Source organism: Mesorhizobium sp. LNHC209A00 (assembly GCF_000502915.1).
Classification (GTDB): domain Bacteria; phylum Pseudomonadota; class Alphaproteobacteria; order Rhizobiales; family Rhizobiaceae; genus Mesorhizobium.
On the sequence record NZ_AYWT01000004.1, the window covers coordinates 581189 to 604343 of the forward strand.

General features: G+C 60.6%; 19 protein-coding genes. 9 read left to right on the forward strand and 10 right to left on the reverse strand.

Annotated elements, in window-relative coordinates:
• Positions 1-357: 357 nt before the first annotated feature.
• Complete coding sequence (locus X739_RS0134365) at positions 358-951, forward strand: sigma factor-like helix-turn-helix DNA-binding protein (protein ID WP_023771431.1); 594 nt, start codon at positions 358-360, stop codon at positions 949-951.
• A gap of 165 nt (positions 952-1116) precedes the next feature.
• Positions 1117-1293, forward strand: coding sequence for a hypothetical protein (locus X739_RS151485; protein WP_156939363.1), 177 nt, complete (start codon positions 1117-1119; stop codon positions 1291-1293).
• A gap of 420 nt (positions 1294-1713) precedes the next feature.
• Here the strand turns inward: X739_RS151485 and X739_RS151475 are convergent, their stop codons facing one another.
• The 4 genes from X739_RS151475 to X739_RS151460 form a co-directional block, all read right to left on the reverse strand.
• Positions 1714-2106, reverse strand: a complete 393-nt coding sequence (locus X739_RS151475) for a response regulator (RefSeq protein ID WP_023771434.1) — start codon at positions 2104-2106, stop codon at positions 1714-1716.
• Between the two features lie 310 nt (positions 2107-2416).
• On the reverse strand, positions 2417-2938 hold the full coding sequence (locus tag X739_RS151470; protein WP_023771435.1) for a DUF1003 domain-containing protein: 522 nt from the start codon (positions 2936-2938) through the stop codon (positions 2417-2419).
• Between the two features lie 41 nt (positions 2939-2979).
• Positions 2980-3969 (reverse strand): alpha/beta hydrolase, encoded by a 990-nt coding sequence (locus X739_RS151465; RefSeq protein WP_245273855.1) that lies wholly within the window; start codon positions 3967-3969, stop codon positions 2980-2982.
• A gap of 145 nt (positions 3970-4114) precedes the next feature.
• A complete protein-coding gene (locus X739_RS151460; protein ID WP_023771437.1) occupies positions 4115-5041 on the reverse strand; it encodes an NAD(P)/FAD-dependent oxidoreductase in 927 nt (308 codons plus the stop codon).
• A gap of 333 nt (positions 5042-5374) precedes the next feature.
• On the opposite strand from X739_RS151460, the gene xth reads away from it, so the two are divergent.
• The gene (gene xth / locus X739_RS151455) at positions 5375-6160 is read left to right on the forward strand and encodes an exodeoxyribonuclease III (RefSeq protein ID WP_031247779.1); all 786 of its coding nucleotides are present in this window, start codon (positions 5375-5377) and stop codon (positions 6158-6160) included.
• Positions 6161-6176: 16 nt separating this feature from the next.
• On the opposite strand, the gene X739_RS151450 is transcribed toward xth, so the two are convergent.
• Both X739_RS151450 and X739_RS151445 read right to left on the reverse strand, forming a co-directional pair.
• Positions 6177-6461, reverse strand: coding sequence for a hypothetical protein (locus X739_RS151450; RefSeq protein WP_023771439.1), 285 nt, complete (start codon positions 6459-6461; stop codon positions 6177-6179).
• A gap of 103 nt (positions 6462-6564) precedes the next feature.
• Complete coding sequence (locus X739_RS151445) at positions 6565-6807, reverse strand: hypothetical protein (RefSeq protein ID WP_023771440.1); 243 nt, start codon at positions 6805-6807, stop codon at positions 6565-6567.
• Between the two features lie 423 nt (positions 6808-7230).
• On the opposite strand from X739_RS151445, the gene X739_RS151440 reads away from it, so the two are divergent.
• The 6 genes from X739_RS151440 (at position 7231) to X739_RS151410 (ending at position 18758) form a co-directional block, all read left to right on the forward strand.
• The gene (locus X739_RS151440) at positions 7231-10383 is read left to right on the forward strand and encodes a GAF domain-containing protein (RefSeq protein ID WP_023782485.1); all 3153 of its coding nucleotides are present in this window, start codon (positions 7231-7233) and stop codon (positions 10381-10383) included.
• Positions 10384-11145: 762 nt separating this feature from the next.
• The gene (locus X739_RS151430) at positions 11146-13875 is read left to right on the forward strand and encodes an AMP-binding protein (RefSeq protein WP_023794765.1); all 2730 of its coding nucleotides are present in this window, start codon (positions 11146-11148) and stop codon (positions 13873-13875) included.
• Positions 13872-14855, forward strand: a complete 984-nt coding sequence (gene nadE / locus X739_RS151425; protein WP_023771444.1) for an NAD(+) synthase — start codon at positions 13872-13874, stop codon at positions 14853-14855. The genes X739_RS151430 and nadE overlap by 4 nt, the downstream gene beginning before the upstream one ends.
• Positions 14856-14858: 3 nt before the next feature.
• A complete protein-coding gene (asnB, locus tag X739_RS151420) occupies positions 14859-16880 on the forward strand; it encodes an asparagine synthase (glutamine-hydrolyzing) (RefSeq protein ID WP_023794766.1) in 2022 nt (673 codons plus the stop codon).
• On the forward strand, positions 16877-18430 hold the full coding sequence (locus tag X739_RS151415; RefSeq protein ID WP_023794767.1) for an AMP-binding protein: 1554 nt from the start codon (positions 16877-16879) through the stop codon (positions 18428-18430). Before asnB ends, X739_RS151415 begins: the two co-directional genes overlap by 4 nt.
• A 61-nt stretch (positions 18431-18491) precedes the next feature.
• Positions 18492-18758, forward strand: a complete 267-nt coding sequence (locus X739_RS151410; RefSeq protein ID WP_023771446.1) for an acyl carrier protein — start codon at positions 18492-18494, stop codon at positions 18756-18758.
• Positions 18759-18832: 74 nt separating this feature from the next.
• Here X739_RS151410 and X739_RS151405 read toward each other — a convergent pair whose 3' ends face one another.
• Genes X739_RS151405 through X739_RS151390 form a run of 4 tightly spaced genes read right to left on the reverse strand, consistent with a single transcriptional unit; the run spans position 18833 to position 23095 of the window.
• Positions 18833-19525 carry a class I SAM-dependent methyltransferase gene (locus X739_RS151405; RefSeq protein ID WP_023794768.1) on the reverse strand — a complete coding sequence of 231 codons (693 nt, stop codon included), beginning with the start codon at positions 19523-19525 and terminating at the stop codon, positions 18833-18835.
• Positions 19526-19585: 60 nt separating this feature from the next.
• Positions 19586-20845, reverse strand: coding sequence for a polysaccharide biosynthesis/export family protein (locus X739_RS151400; protein WP_023782489.1), 1260 nt, complete (start codon positions 20843-20845; stop codon positions 19586-19588).
• Positions 20832-22094 carry a hypothetical protein gene (locus X739_RS151395; RefSeq protein ID WP_023794769.1) on the reverse strand — a complete coding sequence of 421 codons (1263 nt, stop codon included), beginning with the start codon at positions 22092-22094 and terminating at the stop codon, positions 20832-20834. Before X739_RS151395 ends, X739_RS151400 begins: the two co-directional genes overlap by 14 nt.
• Entirely contained in the window at positions 22091-23095 is a 1005-nt protein-coding gene (locus X739_RS151390; protein ID WP_023771450.1) for an SDR family NAD(P)-dependent oxidoreductase, read from the reverse strand. Before X739_RS151390 ends, X739_RS151395 begins: the two co-directional genes overlap by 4 nt.
• Positions 23096-23155 lie beyond the last annotated feature (60 nt).

Below are 23155 nucleotides of genomic sequence, written 5' to 3' on the forward strand. Positions count from 1 at the left end.
AGTACTGGATCAGCCCCACCCAACCAGCTTCAACATGCCCATCGGACGGCATTGAGCCAGAAGACGTATCTCGAAAGCCCCGGGCCATAGGATCACTCGGTGCTCGGTCATGGAGTAGATCAATCGGTGCAAGTGGCGGGCGCTTTAATCTATGTAAGTGCGCCTAGTCGGCGACCGGATTAATTGGGTCTGTGCGTGCCGGGGACAATGCATCCTTGCTTGCACGCAGGACCCTGCAGACGACGGGTCCGAGTGTCAGCCTGGAGCAAAACATGACAATTGTCGCTTCTTGGACCCTTCGCCCCACCAGATCAGACCGACACGAAAGAGGTCCCATGTCCCTGGAGGATCGGTGTGATGGCTGAACACCGTCGCAAGCTCACCGCGTCCGATCCGGCGCTTGCGGAGCAGACACAGCCCATTACCTACCCAGGAGGCTCGTCCTTACCAAGTTCTGGCGAACAGACGAACCTAGTCGACCTTGTTCCCGCATTGCGGGCATTCGCACGTTCGCTTTGCGGCAGCATCGACGAAGCTGACAATCTTGTCCGAGAAACACTGGTCAAAGGCATTGCAGATCTCGATGGTCTTGACGGAAGCCGGGTAAAGCCCTGGATCTTCGCCACCATGCGCAGGGCTTCCTTGGCCAGGCTTGAAGGCGCAGCCCCCCAGCCTCGAGGACCGGCGAGTTGCTTGTCGGAGCCTTTTGCCACCGACACACAGGAACAGATGGAAACCGGCCCAAGGATAGCGCGTGCCATTGACCTCCTGGCGGATCCGGAGCGGCAGGCCATCGTTCTGGTTTGCATGCTCGGACTATCCTACGAAGACGCCGCCGACATCTGCGATTGCGACACAGCCACCATCAAGGGTCGGATACAGAATGCAAGGACAAGAATGGCTGTCCTGTCGGGTGTCCCGACGGAAGCCACGCCTGAAAAATCGAATTGATGGTGAGCGCGGCAGTGTTCAAAGCAAAAATTCGCGATGCCTGTCAGGCAGCCACGCATCGCTTGCCCTAAAGTAGCCCAAGCTCAACCGCAGGTTTGTTATGCATGACAGGGAACCATGAGGGGATCCGCCGAGTTCGACCTCGGACAAGCTCGGGTTCCCAACATGGAAGAAATCGGCAAGGCGCAACAGAAGGCCATAGCCCGTCTCATTCGTCAGTGGATTGCATCGGACGCCAGCCGTCGCCAGCTTCGCCAGTTGCTGGACCTACCGACTGACACGGACGTGCCACGCCAGCATCGGTCGTTGCTCGACGAACTCGACCGAAAGCTCGACGAATAAGTGCATGCTTGCTTGGGACAAATCCCACAGGTATCCGATAGCGGCGAAGTTTATTCCCCGAAAGGCCATGAAACCGCAGCTTCTCAGAAACCTCCCAACACGGAAGATCAGTCGTCATCTTCCCAGCGGCTGCCGGGATAACTGTTCAAGCTCGTTCTCGTCCGTGATCCCGGCCTGGTAGTAAGCAAGAATGCGCGAGGCGCGCCGTTCTCTCTCGGCTTCAGTCTCGTTCTTGAGATTGCTGCGTGCAAGGACACGGCTCAATATGGCAAGTTCCGATGGGGTATAGGCATCCCTATGCATTTTATCCCGCCCATGCGCTGCAAGAAACCTACAATAAGGATTCCCCGGCACGCCCTAACGCCGGTCGGGACTGAATGTTCCATGGGTTTTCGTGGAGGGAGAAAAAGCTCATCAGCGCTAGATGTGAGTTTCTGGGGCTTGCTGTGCGTTTAAAAGCTGCGAAACGGCGGTTATGATTTGCGGCAGAAAGAAGGGCTTGGTGATGATGATGCTGTTGGGCACTCCTTCCGCTCCCCAGTGTACCGCGCTGTCGCCGCTCATATAGACAACTGGGATGGTCGAGTTGGACCTACGCAAATGCCGGGCGATCTCCCACCCGGATTGTCCCGGCCCCAAACGGATGTCGGTGAGCACGGCCTTGAACCTGGTGGGATCGCGGTCGAAGGCGGCCAGCGCCTCGGCAGCATTTCGAACGCCGACGACCTGGGAGCCAGCCTCCTCCAAAGCTGACTCGAGGTCGAGCAGTATCATCGTCTCGTCTTCGACGATCAGAACAACGCCATCGCTCATCCGGGATATCCCCAAGTCGCCACCGCCACTACGATCTCGGCGTCAACTTGGTTCCATATGACACGCATCGGCCTGTTGTCGGCTGAGTCCCGCCGCGACCTCGCGGCGGAGTCATGAGAAGCCCGCCTCGGAAAGCCGAGACGGGCTGAAGCTGCTTCGACAGCCTCGAAGGCCAAGACAGGGGAGGATTGTAGGCCCGCGACCGAACCTTGAAGTGCAGCGAATGTTCCTCCGGATGTAGGCTCTTATTGGATTAGCCTCTGCGGCAGCCCGCCTCCAATGCGGTCATTTTCGTTTTTGCTCAAGGTTTCTACTGATCTCCAGACGCTTGCTGGATTTCCGTCATCACCTGCCGGGGATCGACATTCTCGGCCAGTTGCGGCAACTCCTCATCGGCCGGTGTCGAGACATTGAGGCGTGCCGTCAAAGCAGCCACCATTTCGATGAGCCGCGTGGTTTCGTGTTCGTTGAGAAGGCTGATCTGCAGATCCAGCTCCGCTCTGCGCTCGCTGTGTTCGGCCATTCTGTTTTGGTTGATCAGTACGAAAGTGGACAGGAAGATCGCCTCGACAGAGGCCACCATGGCCAGGATCACAAAAGTTGGGTCCCAAGCCGGGACGGCCGGTATCAGGCCAAGGTTCGCAAGGATCCAGGCGACCAGAATTGCGAGATGCAAATAGACAAAGGGCATGCTTCCCGCGAAGCGCGAAACGGCGCCGGCAATTCGCACCTGAACGCCTTGGTGCTCCTCCTGTTGTCGCCTGTGGTCGACGAGAGCCTGTATGTTCTCCTGAAGGACCGACTGCATGTCGGCGGGATGCTGATCGTTCATACTTGAAAGCCCGGTTTGGCGGCCAATGTTACGAGCGTTGCTCATCGCCCGCCTGGGACGTCCGGCGAGGCTGCACCGCCTGAACTAGCCGGCTCATAGCCGCTGGTCTCTTTAGACGAGGAGTGCCGTCCTGCAATCGCGTCCACCATGGCGATCACCGCCTCAGGGGCGCTCTGATGAACCATATGGCCGGCGCCCTCAACGACATCGAGGAGGGACCCACCGACCTCCGCATGCAGGCGTCGTGCCTCCCCCTCGGCGTCGAACAGCCGGTCTCCAGAACCTGCCAGGATCCCGGTCGGGACGGCAATGTCCGTGTAGCTGGCCTTCGTCAGCAGGGCCGCCGTCAGCATCGATGCGGATTCCAAACACACCGCCCGCAGTTGGGAAGGGCGGCTGGCGACATCTTTTGCGAGAACGGCGAAGTCGACAGCGACATCCGCTGGGTGGAAGATCTTCTGCATCGTCCAAGGCCAGGCAAGCCTCACAAGCAACGGCAGCAAGGTGTGGCGAAAAGCGGTGCCGACGACTGGCAGAGCCGGGAGGGCGGCCAGCGCAAGATCAAGCCGCGGCGGCGGATAGTAATAGCCGGAGACCAGCACGACGCCGGCAACCCAAGGAGAATGCCTGCGCGCCAATTCGAGGGCTACCCAAGCGCCCCACGAATGTCCAAGCACGATGTAGTTCTCGATACCCAGCCTGCCGGCGGCGGCATGTATGAGATCGGCTTGGTCGCGGGCAGACCACCGCCGGCCGCGCGACCGCGTGCTTCGCCCGAAGCCCGGCCGATCAAATGCGAGTACCCGGTAGGTTTTTGCCGCCTGATCGAAGATGCCGCTCGACTTGAAATCCTGCGCCATGGATCCGTTTCCATGCAGCAGAATGAGCGGCATGCCGGTGCCGGCTTCGATAAAATGCAGGCGAAGACCGTCAACCTCCATGACATGGCCGTGCGCCCGGCCAGCAAGCGCACGTTTGGCGCGGGCGTGATTGTACCCGGCAAGTGCCGACAATGCGGCGACGAACAGCACGGTCGATAGCTTCGGTCCATCCCTGTCGAACGCCATGCCAATGCCTGCCAGCAACTGTCCTGCCCGGTGCCCTCCGTGCCAAACCTTCGGAGTGGCGGCTTGTTCCGCTGGACAACGACGTTGCTTTGTAGCCGGCTCAAACAGCCTAGGCGGTAAGCTCTCTATGGGCATGGGATGCGGCGATGGCAGCTTGTCCAAACGCGACCGCTATCTGATTTAGCGCTTTCACAACGTCACCGATGGCGTACATGCCGTCGACGGAAGTCTGCTGGTGCTCATCGACCGTGATGTAGCCCTCCGCGCAACATCTCGCGCCGACGGCCAGGGCGAGTTGCGAGCTCACCTTGCATCCCAGGGCCGCGTAGACTGCATCGAAGCGGCAGGTCGCTCCATCTTGCAAAATCGCCGCACAACCGTCAGCAGCCGGGCTGAGCCTGTCGAGAGTGTGACGGATGGCTATCCCTCTTTCGCCGGCCGCGCGACGCGTGCTGGTTGGAAAGTCCGATGCGTGGGTGCCCAGCATCGTTACATGCGGTGTGAATCGACTGAGGAAAATGGCCTCGTGCAAGGCTCTGTCACCCTGCCCCACGACCGCTATCTTCCGGTCGATCACCTCATACCCGTCGCACACCGGACAAAGCCGAACGACACCTGCCGCAATCGCCTCCGCCAAGCGAGGCAATTCGGGTGTCGTGTCGACAATCCCGGTCGACAGGAAGACCTTACGCGCGCGGATTGCGCCGATCGAGGTCTCAGCATCAAAGCCTCCCTCGCCAGCGGCCAGCGAAAACACCTGCCCCCGTATCAAGGTTGCTCCGTACAAGCTCGCGTGACGTCGAAGCCGATCGAGAAGGTCAGGGCCACTTATCCCTTCGGGAAAGCCCGGACAGTTATGGCTTTTCGGGATCAGAGCGGCACGGGGATGGCCGGCATCGACCACCAGCACGCGATGGCGAAAGCGGGCGAGATACTGGGCCGCTGTCAGCCCCGCTGGCCCGCCACCGACGATCAGCACATCTTCGGCGTCGGCGAGCGGGTGGCCGGCATGGCTTTCATCGAAGGTTTGCTCCATCAGCGGCGAACTATCTGGTTCGTTCGATGTTCCAGCACGACACGCCGAGGGACCGCATTAGCCCGCCGGCATCAGCCGCAACCAGAGAGCTTCGATCTCGTTGTCACACCGCTTCCTACTCGGGGTCGAAACCTTCTTGCCGCTTCGCGGTTAATCCTAACGGACAAGGTGAGCACCTGCGAAACACAACCGAAGACTCATCCTCGAACGACGTCGGGCGGCTGGCAGGCGATAAATGATATGAGTGAAGAGCTGAGGCAGCCGACAAAAGGCACTGCCGAACTCGCTCAAACGGGGAGCGCCATTTTATGAATAGATGCCTCAAGGCTTCAGATGATCCGGGTCGCTACCTTTAACGTAAACGGCGTCAACGGTCGATTGCCGGTTCTGCTCAAATGGCTAGGTGAGACGCACTACGACATCGTTTGTCTCCAGGAATTGAAGACATCGGACGAAAAGTTTCCTGCCGATGCCATCAGCAACGCCGGCTACGGGGCGATATGGCACGGACAGAAGTCGTACAACGGCGTAGCCATTCTCGCTCGAGGCAAGCAGCCGCACGAGCGTCGGCGCGGGTTGCCCGGTGACGCCGATGACACGCATAGCCGTTACATCGAGGCGGAGATCGACGGTCTCGTTGTTGGTTGCCTATACCTGCCCAACGGCAACCCGGCGCCTGGTCCGAAGTTCGACTATAAGCTCCGCTGGTTCGAGCGGCTGATCGACTACGGACGGCTCCTGATCAAGGACGCGCCCGCCAGCCTGCTTTGCGGCGACTACAACGTGGTGCCGGCGCCGATCGACGCCGCGGTTCCGGCACGATGGCTGGGCGACGCCGTCTACTTCCCGGAGAGCCGACAGGCTTACGCCGACCTGCTTGCCGATGGCTGGACCGACGCCGTCAGGCTGATCCGTCCCGAGAGAGGCGTCTATACCTACTGGAATTTTTCCTACCGGGGCGGTTACGACCGCAGCTCCGGCCTCCGAATGGACCATCTTCTCGTGAGCCCCTCGCTCACGGACAGGCTGGGCGGCGCGGGCGTGGATGAGTCGGTACGAGGATGGGACAAGCCAAGCGATCACGCGCCGGCCTGGATCGAACTCGACTGGCCCCGGTGAACTGAGAATTCGGGCTTCAGCCGGACCGCATGACGCCAGGTTCGTCCGCCTCTTTTAATCGCTGCGAATCCTCGGGGGCGGCGACCAGATCCTGGAATCCAAGTGTGACGACGAGATAACCCGCCTCGTCGTAGACTTTCGTCACCCAACTGGTCGGGTCCGCGCCATCGATAATTCCGTCAAGCATGGCCTCCTTGGCTGCGCGCTTCGCCTCTTTGATAGCCTCATCCCGATCAGCCATGTCGGCGAAGATTGCAGGCTGGGACATGCCCTCGATAAACTCGAAACGAAATTTCGGCATCGATCCCTCCTGTCGGTGGTGATAACGGATCGGCCATTGCTGGCAGGGTGACGGTCAACGCCACCGTTTCGAAAAGGATGCACCGATTGTGCGCCTGCACCGGTCAGGCAGCGTTGCTGGCTTCCTTTTGCCAGTCGTCCTGCCAACGCGCGCGCACGGCAATCATCAGCATGGCCGATTCCGTGATCCCGGTCTGGAAAAGCCTGATCAGCTCTCTCGCGATGGAGTGAGCCGCCGCGGTGTCCGGCAAAATGGCAAACTCCTGGCACATCGCGTCGAAGACCGCGCGAAGCGTGTCCAGGTCATTCGGGTAGAGGGTATCCGTGCGAATGGGTCGGTCAAGCATCAAGCGTCTCCAAACGAGCGAGAGTGCGATGGTCTCCCAAGCAGCGGAGCGTTACATGCCCGCTGACCTCTCGCTTATGCGGCACAGCGCACGACGTGTCGCTAACCTATGATGGACCGAGGCAAGTTCGCGCACAAAGATCCAATTGCGTATAGCGACGCGGCTAGCGCTACGCGTCCATGGTCCGCCGGAGCGCCCAACGGAACCCGCACGACCGTCGAACCGCGGCACTGTAGAGGTTTCTAAAGCTAAACACGACCAAGGAACATCGTGGATGTTTCTCGCCGTTCAAGCCGCGTCTCATCGTGTATCACCCAAGGTGTTCGCGCGAACCGCCGACCTGCCCGTCAAAGAAGCGTCCTGCCCGCAATGGAACTCTTGGCCGTCAATCGCATTATCCAGTCCGGGCAAAACGGGGGCGATATGGGGGTCACTGCAGGCGATCGTCAATCTGAACTGCAACGCTTCGAGCTGTTGGCGGCGCTGGGCGACCGGATTCGCGAGATTACTGATCCTGCCGAATTGGCCCACGCAGCCGCGGAACTGGTAGGGAGACATTTCGATGTCAGCCGAGCCGGATACGGCACGATCGATCTTGAGAAAGAAACCATCACGATCGAGAGGGACTGGAACGCGCCAGGCATCAAAAGCCTGGCTGGGACCCTGAATTTCAGGAACTACGGCTCGTATATCGAGGACTTGAAGCGGGGCGACACCGTTGTCTTCGAAAATGCCGAGACAGACCCGCGAACAAGGGATCATGCAGAGGCTCTCAAAGCCATCAGCGCCCAATCCGTCATCAACATGCCGGTTACCGAGCATGGCGGTTTGGTGGCGCTGCTGTACCTGAACCACTCCGCGCCCAGACGCTGGGCCAAGGAGGAGGTGGCGCTTATTTCGGAAGTGGCGGATCGGACGCGTACCGCCATAGAGCGGCTTCGCGCTGAGCGAGCGCTGCGTGAGAACGCCGAACGCCTGGCTTTTCTCGACCGTCTTGGAAGGGAGATTGCGCTCGCGGCCGACGCCGACGCCGTCATGGCGATCACCACTCGTCTGTTGGGCGAACATCTTGGCGTCTCGATTTGCGCCTACGCCGACATGGAGCAGGACCAGGACCATTTCACCATCCGTGGCGACTGGAGCGCACCCGGCTCGCCCAGCATCAGAGGGTATTACAGTCTTGCCGATTTTGGCCGCCTGGCGGTCACCAATCTCAGCGCCAATCGGCCGCTCATCATCAACAACAACCTCGAGGAAATTGCGCCCGAGGAGGCAAAGACCTTTCAGAACATCGGCATAACGGCAACCATCTGCATGCCCTTGGTAAAACAGGGCCGTCTGACCGCCCTGATGGCCATTCACGACAAGCAGCCCCGCGTCTGGTCACAGCGCGAACTGTCCTTGCTGACGGAGGTGACGGAGCGGTCCTGGGCTCACATCGAGCGCGTTCGCTCGGAACAGGCGGCCCGGGCCAGTGAGGAGCGCCTCCGGCTTGCCACGGACGCAGCCGCTATCGGGACCTGGGACTACGATCCCGTCACCAAGGCTCTGCGGTGGGATGACCGGTGCAAAGCCCTTTTCGGCCTCCCGCCAGATGCGGAGGTAACATATGAAAGCGCGTTCCTGGCGGGTATTCATCCAGAAGATCGGGCCCGCGCCGACGAGGCCGTACGCCAGGCGCTCGCGCCGGGCACGACTTCCCGCTACGACATCGAATATCGGACGGTCGGCTTGCACGACGGCAAGGAACGCTGGATTGCGGCAGCGGGCGAGTCGCTTTTCCAGTCAGGGCGCGCGGTCCGCTTCATCGGTACCGTCATGGATATCACCGCGCGAAAGCGGGTGGAGCATCAGCTTCAGATGATGAACGTCACCGCTGCCGCGGTAGCGGCCGAGCTCGACGTGGAGCGGATTGTTCAGACGGTAACTGACGCCGGCGTAGCGCTGTCCGGCGCACAATTCGGAGCTTTCTTCTACAATGTAATCGACGACAAGGGCGACAGCTACATGCTCTACGCCCTGTCGGGCGCACCTCGCTCCGCGTTCGAAAATTTTCCAATGCCTCGCAACACGGCGGTGTTCGACCCCACTTTCCGCGGGACAAGCGTGATTCGCTCCGACGACATCCTCGCCGACCCGCGCTACGGCAAGAACTGGCCCCGCAAGGGAATGCCGGAGGGCCATCTGCCAGTACGTTCCTATCTTGCGGTACCGGTTGTCTCGCGTTCGGGCGAGGTGCTGGGCGGCCTCTTCTTTGGTCATGCAGAGATCGGCGTCTTCGCCGAACAGCAAGAGAAGGCCTTGCTGGGGCTTGCGGGCCATGCCGCGACGGCAATCGACAATTCTCGACTATTCAAGGCGCTGCAGACGCTCAATGGCACCCTTGAACAACGTGTCATGGACGAAGTCGCCGAACGCACCAGAGCAGAAGAGCACCTGCGGCAGGCCCAGAAAATGGAAGCTGTCGGACAGCTGACCGGTGGCATCGCGCACGACTTCAACAATATGCTGGCTGTCATCATCGGCGGGCTGAACCTTGTGCAGCGCAAGCTCAGAAACGGCGATACCAACGTCCACCAGTTCGTGACCGGCGCGATCGATGGAGCCCAACGTGCTGCGGAACTTACCAAGCGGCTGCTTGCCTTCTCCCGCCAGCAACCCCTGGCGCCCAAGCGCCTGAATCCAAATCGCCTCGTCTCGGATATGAGTGAATTGCTGAGCCGGACGCTTGGGGAGCCCATCCAAATCGAGACCGTGCTCGCCGCGGGACTATGGCATGTGGAAGTCGACGCAGGGCAGCTGGAAAGCGCGTTGCTCAACCTTTGCGTCAACGCGCGGGATGCCATGCCCGCTGGCGGAAGGCTGACCATCGAGACATCCAATGCCCATGTCGACGACCGGTATGCGAGAGAAAACGCAATACCCTCCGGCCAGTATGTGATGATAGCTGTCACGGACACCGGAACCGGAATGACTGCCGACGTGTTGGCCAGAGCCTTCGATCCGTTCTTCACCACAAAGGGGGTTGGCAAAGGCACCGGGCTGGGGCTCAGCCAGGTTTATGGATTTGTTCGCCAGTCCGGCGGCAGCGTCAAGATCTATTCCGAGCAAGGTATCGGAACCACTTTGAAAATCTACCTGCCGCGCTCGCACGGCGACGTGGTCGACAGCCAGGCCGAGTCCGTCGCGGGCGAGCACCCCGGCAGTGAGGACGAGATCATCATGGTTGTCGAGGATGAAGATCGCGTCCGGCTGATGGCTGCGGAGGCGCTGCGGGAACTGGGCTATTCCGTGTTGGAAATGCAAGGGCCGCGAGACGCGCTGGCGGCCGTCGCAAGCGGGCAAGTGCCGTCGCTTCTGTTCACTGACGTGGTCATGCCGGAGATGTCAGGGCGGGAACTGGTCGATCATGTCAAGAGCATGCACCCGTTGCTAAAAGTGCTCTACACCACCGGCTACACGCGAAACGCGATTGTTCACAACGGCACGCTTGATTTTGGAACGGAGCTTTTGACCAAGCCCTACACGATTGACGAATTGGCGGAAAAGATCCGTAAAGTGCTGGATCGCAAGTGAACGCTCACGGCCCGAGGCACACCTATCCCTCTCCGCTTCAGTTGCTTTACGGAACGCCGCGCTTGGCGGAATTGGCGCATTCGCCAAGACAACTGCCGTACCGCGGACGCTATCGGGGCTTCATGCACCCATCAGTGAAACCTTTTCCCCACTCGCAGCTTGTTCGCGACACCGGAGGAATCGATCGTGTCAAGGCGAGATGGAGAGATGGGGGATCAACCGACCAAGAGGCGTCGTACACGTCCCTTGAAAGGCGAGGACGCGGAGGTCCGGCATGTCGTGGAAACGCACGACCTGTCGCCCGCTCAGGCAAGAGAGCTGGTACGTCGCCACGGCAACGATTGGCGCAAGATCGATGAGGCGGCGAAGTCATACAAGGACAGCACCTGACGGGAGCCTCCAAGTCTCCCGGGAAGACGCTAAATCCTGAAAAGCCTATTTACAGCACGGCTGGTCTCGCCTGACAGGCTTGTTCGCGAGAGGCCGCGATTTCCAAGTGAAAACAAGAAAGCCCGCTGCCTCGGGGAGTGCAGCGGGCTATCGGCTAGGAGTTGAGGGGACATCTCCACGCTGGGGAAACAACAGTTCAACAGCGGATTGGTTCCAACGATGCTCTCTGTTCATTAGCTTCGCAATACGCGCCCGTGGCAAGGGAAGCCGACGCCTAATCTCTTTCCGTGCCTTGTTCATCATCAGAATGATCGATGAATTCCCCCTCTTGCAAGCTCATAACCGGGTATCAACCGCAAACTCAGGCAAGCCATGCTCCCGGCGTATTTGAATGCACCAGCAGCGGATCAGGACCATCACCAGGATTCTCGGCCCTCCCGCAGATGGATAGACGTCCCGGCCTACGCCCTGGATCAAGGTGGCCCGGCGCTGCGCCTTCATCAGAAGTTGGGTCCGGCATTTGCGGATGTCGGGATTGCCGATCAGCTGAAGAAAGTCGCGGCCCAATATTCCGAAAAAGCCGCCGTGCATGACGGCGTGAATCAACTGTCGTACTTCGAGCTTGCAACTGCCGTCGAAGTCCTGTCCCGCCGGATCGCTGCCGTCGTTCCCGAAGGGCAGCCGATCGGAATTTATCAGCCAAACTCCGTCTGGTACATCGTTGCTGTCCTGGCGAGCATGGCGGCGGGAAGGATTTCGGTCCCGCTCAACGCCCGGGACCCAATCGCCCGTGTCAACGAGATCGTGGGCGTCGCGCGGCTCCGCGCCATTGTTGGCGTTGGAAACCGGCATGCGGGTTTGCCCGAGGACATCCGGTGGATCGATGTGACTGTCAGCCCCGCGTCGACGGAGCGGCTGTCGTCAACGCAATTGCCTGCCGTATCGGTCGACGCACCGGCGATGGTTCTTTACACGTCTGGCAGCACCGGATCTCCGAAGGGCATAGTCAACAGCCAGCGCAGCCTGCTCTGGCGGGTGCACCAATATGCCGATGCGTGTCACATCAATTCCGACGATGTCTTCCTCCCCTTGACAGGGCCCGCCACCATAGCCGGATGTCGAGAAATCCTGACTTCGGTCCTGTGCGGCGCCACTTTGCATATGGTCGACGTGGAAGCGATCGGTCTGCGTGCGGTTCGCGAGCGAATGCAGCAGGTTGGCGCGACGCTTACTTACCTCGTGCCCGCGCTGCTTCGCGCCCTCATGGCCAATGCTCCCGCCGATGCGTTCGGATCGCTCAGGGTGGTCCGCGTCGGCGGCGAGAAAGTGCTTTGGACCGACATTGCCCTTTTGCGAAAGGCGATTCCTGCTCATTGCCTCGTACAGATCGGCTACTCGTCAACCGAGACGACCGGGTCACAATGGTTTCTGCCTCGCGTTCAACCAAAGCACCAAACGTCCGTGCCGGTCGGCCGGCTCTTGCCAGGAATAGCGTTTGCGATCGTCAACGAGGACGGTGACAGCGTACCGCGGGGTGGAAGCGGGGAACTCGTCATCAAGAGCCCCTACGTCTTGCTCGGCCACTGGGAAAACGGCACCGTCATTCCTGCCGAGGCGGATCCCGATGATCCACGTCAACGGATATTCGCTACCGGCGATCTCGTCCAATTGGACAATCGGGGCCTGCTGAGGATCGTCGGCCGCAAGGGGCGGCAGATAAAGATCAACGGTCGGCGCATCGAGCCGGCCGAAGTCGAAAGGATCCTGCGCTCCGCCTCGTCGGTCGAGGATGCGGTGACGATCGTGACCGAGGCCAACGAACTGGTCGCTTTCGCGATCCCCAGGAATTCCGCCGGTCCGGCCTTCGCCGACGACCTTCGCCAGCTGCTTGCAAAGACGCTACCGCCGCCACTGCGCCCGCTTCGGCTCCACAGGGTAGAGGATATTCCGCGCCTGGCGGGCGGAAAAATAGATGTGGCGAAACTCGGGAAAATGGATCTTCTGGCCAAGAAGCCTACCCAAGTTGCCGATCCACCGATTTCAGGCAGCGATCTCAAAGCCCATCAAGCAGTACAGAATGCCTGGACCAGGGTCCTCAACACGCGGGCAGCCGTCGGGCGATGGGATGAAGCGGGAGGGGACTCGCTGAAGCTGCTCCACTGCGTCATGGAGATCGAGAACGAAATCGGCCAGGAACTGGATCTTGAGGCATTTACCGTCGGGATGAGCGCCGAGGCGATGGTCAACGCGGTCGCGTCCGCACAAGGCGGCAATGCGCCCGGCCATGTGCTGGAGCATGATCGGCCTTTTCTCTTTCTGTTTCCGGGCTCCGTGGGCTATGGGCCTAGTCTTGCAGCCTTCGCCTCAGCCATGGGCAAAGTCGCGACGGTCCGGCCGATAAGATATCCCAGCCTCGCGACCATTCTCAGCGGCCAGAACGATCTTGCCGCCATGGTGGACGCCGCGCTTGAACAGATCAGCCGCATCCAGCCGTCGGGGCATGTAAGGCTTCTCGGCCACTCCCTCGGCGGAGCCGTCGCGTTCGAAGTTGCCGTGCGCCTGCTGAAAGAGGGAAGGTCCGTGAAGTTTGTCGGCATCCTCGACACCAGCCTGGCTGGCGAGCGGAGCCGTCCCTGGGAGACAATCACCCGCACCTTGCGTCGGGTCCGGTCCAACCGCATGTCACCCTATAGAATGGCTTGCCGTGTTTTGGCGAAGCTCACGGTCAAGGTCGGCCAGGAAGCTCGTCTTGCCCACGCCATCGACCACTTTTCCCGGGGACAATTCAATGCAACCAGCTTTCGCATCAAGCTGGAGTTGCAGGAAGTCTTGCGTGCGCAGGCCTTCTTCCGTTGGTTGGAGCAGCCAAGAACGGTGCTCCCGATCACCGGAACACTGTTCCGTTGCGCGCGACCGGGAATGCCTCTTGCCATCGGGTGGGATCGGGTGTTCGCGGACCTGCAGGTCATCCCGATTGCTGGCAACCACATTGATCTGGTCGTCGAGCCTCACATCGGAGTCAATCGTCCGCTGATCGAGGAGGCGGTCGCTCGCACTTATTCGCCGGCCGAGTCTTCGACCATGAAAGGCAGCTTCGCGTGACTTCGCGGTTCGGCAAGGATGTTCTGGCACTGGATGCGGCCGCGGAGGTCGACCGCATCGTAGCATCCGTGCGCGAGCAGGTATTGGTCACGCTTCGCCGGCGCGGAGTGGTGGTCGGGCTCTCAGGCGGCATCGACAGTTCGGTGGTCGCATCCTTGTGCGTGGCTGCCTTCGGCAAGGACAAAGTGTTCGGGATCTTCATGCCGGAACGTGACTCGTCCGGGGACTCGCTGAGGCTGGGGCGCGTTATCGCCGGTCAGCTGGGCATCGACACCATCGCCGAGGACATTGCGCCGGCGCTCGACGCCATCGGTGCCTACAGCCGGCAGATGGAGGCCATTCGCACCGTTGTTCCGGACTACGGCGAAGGGTGGAAATGCAAGCTGGTGCTGACCTCGGTGCTGGAGAGCAAAGGCCTCAATATCACCCGTCTCACCGTTCAGGATCCCGAGGGGAAGATCGATACCGTGCGCCTGTCAGGAGCGGCCTATCTGCAGATAGTGGCCGCGACCAATTACAAGCAGCGCATTCGCAAGATGACTGAGTACTATCACGCGGACCGTCTCGGCTATGCGGTGGCGGGCACGCCTAACCGGCTCGAATATGATCAGGGTTTTTTCGTCAAGCAAGGCGACGGAATCGCTGACCTGATGCCCATCGTCCATCTCTACAAGACGCAGGTCTATCAACTGGCGGAATATCTCGGTGTGGACGGGGAGATCCGGCGCAGGCCGCCGACGACCGACACCTTCTCCATGGCGCAGAGCCAGGAGGAGTTCTATTTCGCCCTGCCCTATCATCAGACGGACCTATGCCTCTACGGCGTGAACCATGGCATCTGCGCCGATGATGTCGCGGATGTTGCCGGGCTGTCACCAGATGAGGTCCAGAAGGTCTTCAAGGATATCGAAGCCAAGCGTCGAGCGGCACGCTATCTGCACGCCCTGCCTTTGCCTTCGGTGCCAATGACGGTGGACTGACGGATGTGCGGGATCGCCGGAATTGTCGCGCTGAGCGCCACTGCCCCACCTCCTTCGCGGGAAGCGCTGTTGCATATGGTAGGCGCGCTCGCGCACCGCGGACCCGACGAGCGGGGGCTGTACCGCGACCGACGCGCGGGTTTGGCGCATGCCCGCCTGTCCGTCGTCGACCTGCTGCACGGCCAGCAGCCACTCGCCGACGTCAGCGGCCTGACATGGATCGTCTTCAACGGCGAAATCTTCAACTACGTCGAATTGCGCGACAAGTTGATCGCGCTTGGTCACCGCTTCCGTACGCGTAGCGACACGGAAGTCGTGCTCCATGCTTACCAGGCCTGGGGCCAGGCCGCCTTTGAGCGGATGAATGGTCAATGGGCAGTCGCGATATGGGACTCTGCTGCCGGCCGACTGATGCTGTCGCGTGACCGCTACGGGATCTGCCCGCTGTATTATTGCGAGCACGCCGGCCGCGTCTTCTTTGCAAGCGAAGTCAAAGCCATTTTCGCCGCGGAAACAGCGATACCTCGCGCCTTTGATCCGGCAGGGATCGATCAGGCGTTCACATTCTGGACGGTAATCCCGCCCCAGAGCGTCTTCGAAGGCGTCAAGGAACTGCAGCCTGGACATATCCGGCTCTATGAGGGTGGCGTGGCGCGGGAGACGGCCTTCTGGGAGCCGCATTATCCGCGGATTTCCGGTTCGGACCCTGAGTGGTTCACCGGCTCGTGCGACGATGCCGTCGAGGCGGTCCGCGGTGCGCTCGAAGCCGCGACGGCGCTGCGGATGGTGCAGGCCGACGTGCCGGTGGGCTGCTATTTGTCCGGTGGGCTCGACAGCTCACTTGTCGCGGCGCTTGGGAGACGTTTCGCGGGGGAGCGCTTCCAGACATTCTCCTTGCGTTTTGCCGACGCCGAATACGACGAGACCTATTTCCAGCGCCTGGTCGCCGCCGCGACTGCGAGCGAGCACCACGAGGTGGTGATTTCCCGCCGCGACATTGCAGCGGTTTTTCCCGAGGTCGTCTACCACGCCGAGCGGCCAATCCTGAGGACGGCCCCGGCACCGCTCTTCCTCCTGTCCAAGTTGGTCCGCGAGCGCGGCATCAAGGTTGTGCTGACAGGGGAAGGCGCCGACGAGATGTTCGCCGGCTACGACCTTTTCCGCGAAGGCAAGGTTCGCCGCTTCTGGGGGCGCCAACCTGCTTCGAGCCGGCGTGCGCGACTGCTCGAGCGACTCTACCCCTATCTGTCGCGCTCACCGGTGCACCAACAGGCCATGGCGCGACAGTTCTTCGGACGCGATCTTCATGCCTGCGACATGCCCGGCTTTGCACACGACACGCGCTGGCGCACCACGAGCGCCATTAAGCGCCTATTCTGCCCCGACATGCGCGGCGCCTCGCAGCACCGCAATGCGGTCTCCGAACTGCTCACCCCCCTCCCCGCCGAATTTTCGCGATGGAGCTTCCTTGCCCAGGACCAATATCTCGAAATCCGAACGCTGATGTCGGGCTACCTGCTCTCCTCGCAGGGCGACAGGATGCTGATGGCACACTCGGTCGAGGGGCGCTTCCCCTATCTCGACGACGATGTCGTGGCGCTCGCGAATTCGCTTCCTGACGCATACAAGCTGCGTGTCCTCGATGAAAAGCATGTGCTCAAGCGAGCGGCACAGCCGATCGTACCACCGCAGGTCGTTGCCCGCACGAAGCAGCCCTACAGGGCGCCAAACGCGCTTAGCTTCGTTGGCCATGATGCACCAGATTACATTCGCGAGGCACTGTCGGACACGGCATTGCGCGCGGCAAATGTCTTCGATCCGAAATCGGTGGCTATCCTGCTCGGCAAGTGCCGGTCCAAGGCCGGCGACGGCGATCTCTCCAACTCCGACAACATGGCACTGGTCGGCGTGCTGTCGACCCAGATTCTGCATCAGCAGTTCATCGCAAGCCGCCCGGGCGGAGCGGACAAAGCCGAGCTCAGGATCGACGTCGATCACGAGCAGCGGGAAAGGGTCCTGGCATGATCCACGGCGCCATACCACTTCTGCAGGACTACCTCATCCATTCCGCCGGCCGGCTTGGCGGCAAGATCGCGTTGGTGGCCGGCAAGCAACGCGTCACCTACGCGGAGATCGATGAGCGCTCCGACAGGATCGCGCATTTCCTGGCTGCGGCGGGCGTCGAGCGTGGTGACCGCGTCATGATCTTTGCCGACAACACGGTCGAAACCGTCGTCAGCTTCTGGGCGGTGCTCAAGGCGAGCGCCGTGGTCTGCATCGTCAACCCGCTTACGAAAAGCGAGAAGCTTGATTACCTGCTCAACGATTGCCTGCCAACGGCGCTGATCACGGACAGCCATCTGCACTCGATATTCTGCCAACCGTCGCGCGACTGTCACTCACTGCGCGCGGTGATCGTTTCTGGGCCGATCGACGAGGCCGAGTTCAACCGATTGCCGCACGCCGTGCGCTGGGACACGATCGTCGAAAGACCTTCTGTTGCGCCGCCGCGTAAATCGATCGACATCGATCTCGCCGCTATCGTCTACACCTCCGGATCCACCGGCGAACCCAAGGGGGTCATGTTGACGCACGGCAACATGACTGCCGCGTGCACATCGATTGCCTCTTATCTGGAGCTGCGTGAAGATGAGGTGATCCTGAATGTCCTGCCCCTCGCCTTCGACTACGGGCTCTATCAGATGATCATGGCCTTTCGCACCGGCGCACGGCTCGTCCTCGAACGCTCCTTCGCTTTTCCGGCGCAGATCCTTCAGGTCATCAAGGACGAGCAGATCACAGGTTTTCCCGGCGTGCCCACAATCTTCGCGGCGCTTGCGGAGCTCAGATCGCTGAAGAGCACCGATTTCTCGAGCATTCGGTATGTCACCAATACGGCGGCCGCCCTGCCGCTCAAGCAGATTGCCATGCTCAGGGAGCTGTTTTCGGGCGCACGCATCTATTCCATGTACGGTCTCACCGAATGCAAACGCTGCAGCTATCTGCCGCCCGACGATCTCGGGCGAAAGCCCCTGAGCGTAGGCATTGCCATTCCCAATACAGAAGTGTGGATCGTCGACGAGGGTGGCAGGCGGGTCGGTCCGGGCGTCGTTGGCCAACTGGTAGTTCGCGGCGCAACGGTGATGAAAGGCTATTGGGGCAAGCCCGAGGCAACTGCAAGGAAGCTGAAGCCGGGGCCGCTGCCGGGCGAGCAGGTCCTCTACACGGGCGACTACTGCCGGATGGATGCGGAAGGCTATTTGTACTTCGTCGGCCGTGGTGACGAGATCATAAAATCACGAGGCGAAAAGGTCGCTCCCAAAGAGGTGGAAAGCGTGCTGATGGACGTCCCTGGCGTGAAAGAAGCCGCGGTCATCGGTGTCCCCGACGACCTCCTCGGACAAGCGGTCAAGGCATTCGTGGTCATCGAGCAGGGAAGAATTGTCGGCGAAAGGCAGCTCCTGATGGAGTGCCGGAAACGGCTGGAGAATTTCATGGTGCCAAAGACCATCGTAATCGTGCCCAGCCTGCCGATGACCGATACCGGAAAACTCAAGAAAGCGGCCCTGTCGTAGATTGTTTCAGATGCGCGATCGCAAGTCGCCTTTGCAATGGAGGATGGATTAGATGGATTCCATGATATCGGCCGCGGAAAGCGACGACATCCATATCAACCAGATCCGCAGCTTCCTGGCCTCTAATTTCTACATCGCGGACGTCAAGGCGCTATCCCTCACCGCATCATTGCTCGATCAGGGGATCGTCGACTCGACCGGAGTGCTCGAGGTGATCGGGTTCATCGAAGAGACTTTCGGCATCACGGTGGAAGACAGTGAACTCCTGCCGGAAAACCTCGATTCAATTCAAGGAATCGCGCGGTTCATCGTTCGCAAGAAGAAATGATCTGGAGCAAGAAGAAATGATCTGGCGCAACAAGCAATGATCTGGACGGTCGGCCCGGTAACGGCCGAATGCAATCATGCCTGCCGCCTGGCCTCTGCCAGGACCACCCGCACTTCACCGGCTTGGTTGGCGAAAGTGCGTATCTGCGCGTAGCCCTTGCTGCGCTCCAGAAGACTTATGACTTGGCGGTCCTGACCAAGCCCCACCTCGAACAGCAGGACGCCGCCTGGTCGGAGGTAGCGCAGCGCGTCCTTGACGACCCGCATATGAATGCTGAGCCCATAGGGACCGGCCGCGAATGCCTCTCGCGGCTCGAGCACAACCAGATGGCGGCGGTCACCCTCGAGGCGCTTCTCCGAAATGTAGGGCGGATTGCAGACGATGGCATGAAGCGTGCCGTCGAGCTCCAGTCTGGACACCCCTTCGAACAAATCACCCTGATGCACTGAAATCCGGTCGGTCAGGCCATGATGAACGACATTTCGCCGCGCCGCGTCGATACAGCCGTCGGTAAGGTCGCAGGCCCAAACTCGCGCGGATGGGATATGGCTAGCGATCGCGCAGGCCAGGTTGCCGGCGCCGCAGCACATATCGACCACACGCGGCGCCGGCAGGTCCATTGCGCGCAGAACATCTACTGCAATGGAGCCGAGCAGCTCTGTTTCCGGCCGCGGCACCAGCGCACCGGGCGCAACCAGGATCTCCATTCCCATGAAGATAATGCTGCCTTTGTTGTAGGCGCCGGCGACGCTGATCTCTTCGCTCACGACCGTTCTCGCAACGACATCGAAGATATTGCCGCTGCCGGCGGCGCCGGCAGGGATTGTTTATTGCACCGCCGCGCTTTCGAGCGCGCTGCTGAACTTGACCTCGATCGTATCACCCGGCGCCACCGCCGTATCCAGGTCGGCCGGCTGCTTGCGCCATTGCGCATCGACGGAGCGGATGATCGTCACCTGGGCCCGCACGGTTTCGCCGCCGATCGGCTGCGGCAACGCGGATGCTCCCTGCGGCTGCAATTTCTGGCTGACCGCGTGCAGCCTTGCAGTGATGTCGGCCAGGCGCGCGTGTGTATCCCGCAACTCGTTCAACAAACCGGCACGCCTCTGGTTGTCATTGCGCTCGATCTGCCTTGCAAGATCATCCTGCTGGCGCCGAGCCCTCATGAGTTCGACCGATGTTTCAAGCGCACGGCTCGAGGACAGAAGCACCGCGCGCCGGACATCGGCGAGCCGGTTGTTGGTCAGGTTGCCAGCCTTGAAGAGCTTGGTCACCTGCGCCAAATCCTCTTCATCGGCCTTGACTCCATCGGCTTCGTCCTGCTCGCGCTGGAGCAATGCCTGGACCTGGGTCGCTGCATCCTTGGCGCCCTTCTCCAGAAAGCTCTGCTCCTGCTCGAAATTGTCCAGCGAGAGCTTCAGCCCTTCTGCCTCCGCCTGCGCAATTTCGGTTGCAAGGGAAGAAGAGAGCGGAAAGCCCTGGGGGGCCTTCATGTCGAAATCGGGCTGTTTTTGAAGTTCGGCACGTATGCGCGCACTGTGGAAATAGTCCTTGATGTATTCTCCCCAGATCGTCTCATAATCGCGCTGCAAGTCCGTTGGGTCCGGCCCAGCCTGGTTCGCCCGTGCGCGCAAGAGGCTGAAGCCGCCGGCGACGGCTATCGCCTGCCGAACCGTCATGAGCGGACGAAAGGCTTGCTGCCCAGGAGCGAGCACTTCGCCAGTCACGTAGATTGGACGGTATTCAGCGACGATCGCCGTCACGTCGCCGGGTCTGACGACCGCCACCTGCTCACGGCCGTCCGGCATGCGTATGTGGTAGATCTTGGTCGGCAGGATCGCCTGCAAGCGCGTCTGAAGTTCGGACGGGGTCAGGCCGGCGACAGGCACCGTGCCCGCCTCGGCGAGAACGATGGTGCCGTCCATCTGCACCACCGCACGTTGCGTCCGCTCGGGAAGCGAGGTGATTGCGATCTCGATGGTGTCTCCGGGCGAAATTCGATAGATCGTCGCATCGGCTGCCGCAGCCATCGGCAGGGCGCAAAGCATCGCAAGTGTCGCAAGGAAGAATCGGCTAAGGTTGACCATTCGCGACAATCTCCTTCTTATTCTGGTTTTCGGGCCAGTCGACGCGGGTGACGAAGTCGTAAACCGGTCCACCGGCCACGCCCCAATTGCTGGACCAGATCACCTGTGTGCCGTCCGGCGAAGGTGACGCGTGCGTTTCGCTCCAGTAGTCGGAGGGCGCGTTGCGTGTCTGCACGATGCGCCGAACTTCGCCGCTGCCGTCGATGCGCAAGGCGATGACTTCCCGTGCATATGGTGCCCAGCCTGGGTTGGCCGATATCTCCTCAGGGTTGCCGCCATAGGTCAGGAAGACCCAGCCGGGCCGCTTCAGAGCACGCGACGATGCATGCTCTGCTTCGCCGTATCCGGTCAGGGAGGTCACCTTCCCATCGGACAGTCTTCGCTTGATTACGTGATACTTGTCGGGGCTGGATTTGCTGATGCCAACATAGACCTCGCTGCCGTCGTCATCGAGCGTAAGGTCTCCGTGGCCGGGGCGGTGATGGTCCGTCCACCTCTGTCGCAAGGTGCCATCGACACTAAGAATGGCCCTCTGCTCCGTGCCATCTGCTAGGTTTTGAAAGCAAAGGATGTTCGTGCCGAGCGGGGAGATAGTGCAGGAGCTGGTGGTTCCAGGAACCTGAGCGAGATCGATGTCCGGGAATTTGAATCGATCCGCGAGATCGAAGGCGAACACCACCGCTTTTCCATCGTCGCGGACAGCGCGGACGGCTATACGTTTGCCGTCACGGCTTGGATTGCCCTTCGACGGCCCGAATTGCAGATCGTGGTATTGAGCCGTGACGAAGACAACGTCTTCGTGGTCTGTCCTTGGCGCCCATATCGAGATCTTTCGATCCTCCACGCAGATCATCACGTCTGCGTCTCGAGGATGCCATTCGCATTCACCGCCTTTGTCGCGGTGGAATAGCGGAGCATATGTCTTGCCGTCGAGGAAGCACAGCCCGTTGCAGCCATTGGCCAGCACGAGCAGGCTCTGGTCCGCATTCCAGGCTTGAGCGCTCGAATAGCGATGGCTGCAATATTTCGTCCCACACACGACACCTCCCCCAAGTGCGCCTGGTTTGGTGATGCGCATGAAATTCGTGCCGAATGCCGGGTCTGTCGCGGGACGCAGATAATCTGGGAGATCCATCGGCATTGGGGCGACGAACGTCGTGGACATGCTGTTTCCTTGGCTGTCGGCCGCCCGCAGCAGGACAGCAAAGGCGATCAGGAGCAGCGCCAATGGAAACGGGTAAAACCTCATGTCATGTAGCTCATTTCGCGGCGTACCCGACCTTCGCCGAGGCGCGCCCGCCACCAATCGATGGTTCTGGCCAAGCCGTGGCGCAAACTCGTTTGCGCAGTCCATCCGGTTTCACGTTCGAGCCGTGATGAATCGGCCAGCAGAGCGCGAACCTCGGAGTTTTGCGGCCGCAATCGACTCTCGTCGCGGTGGACGGGCTTCTTACAGTCGCTCAGCTCGAGCACGAGATCGAGCACGTCCGATATGGTCACGGCACGCTGGCTTCCAGCATTGTAGGCATGGCCGAATTCGAGTGTGGCTGAACCCGCCCTCAGGAAGGCAGCCGCTGTGTCCTCGACGAAGGTCAGGTCGCGGACCGGGCTGGTATCTCCCACCATGATCGAAACACATTTTGGATCGAGCGCCTGCCGGATGATTGTCGGTATTATGGCTCGTTCGCTTTGCCGCGGCCCGAATGTATTGAACGGCCGGAGGATCACGACGGGCAGGTCGAAGGATTTGGCATAGGACTGCGCCATCATGTCGGCGCCGATCTTGGACGCCGAATATGGCGATTGCCCCTGAAGAGGATGGGACTCGCTGATCGGCATGCTGAGCGCCGTGCCGTAAACCTCACTTGTCGAAGTGTGAATGATCCGTTCCGTCTCCCACTGGCGGGCCGCTTCAAGGACATTCAGCGTCCCCATGATATTGGTTTCCACATAGGACTGGGCGGCCGCGTATGAGTACGGGATCGCGATAAGCGCAGCGAGATGAAACACGACGGCTTGGCCGCGCAAGATGCGGTTCAGGAATGCACCGTCGCGTACATCGCCTCGAACGAGTTTCAAATGACCCCGGATGTCGTCTGGCAGATCATCCAGCCACCCATGGCTGTCGAACGAATTATAGAGGGCCAATGCGGTCACCTCGGCACCGTTGCGGACGAGTGCCTCGGTCAGATGCGATCCTATGAATCCATCCGCGCCAGTGACCAGAACTCTCTTGCCATTGTAACTCATAACCAGGTGTTCCTTCTTTCACCTGAAGCGCTCCGGTTGCCGAGCGCGCAAACAGAAACA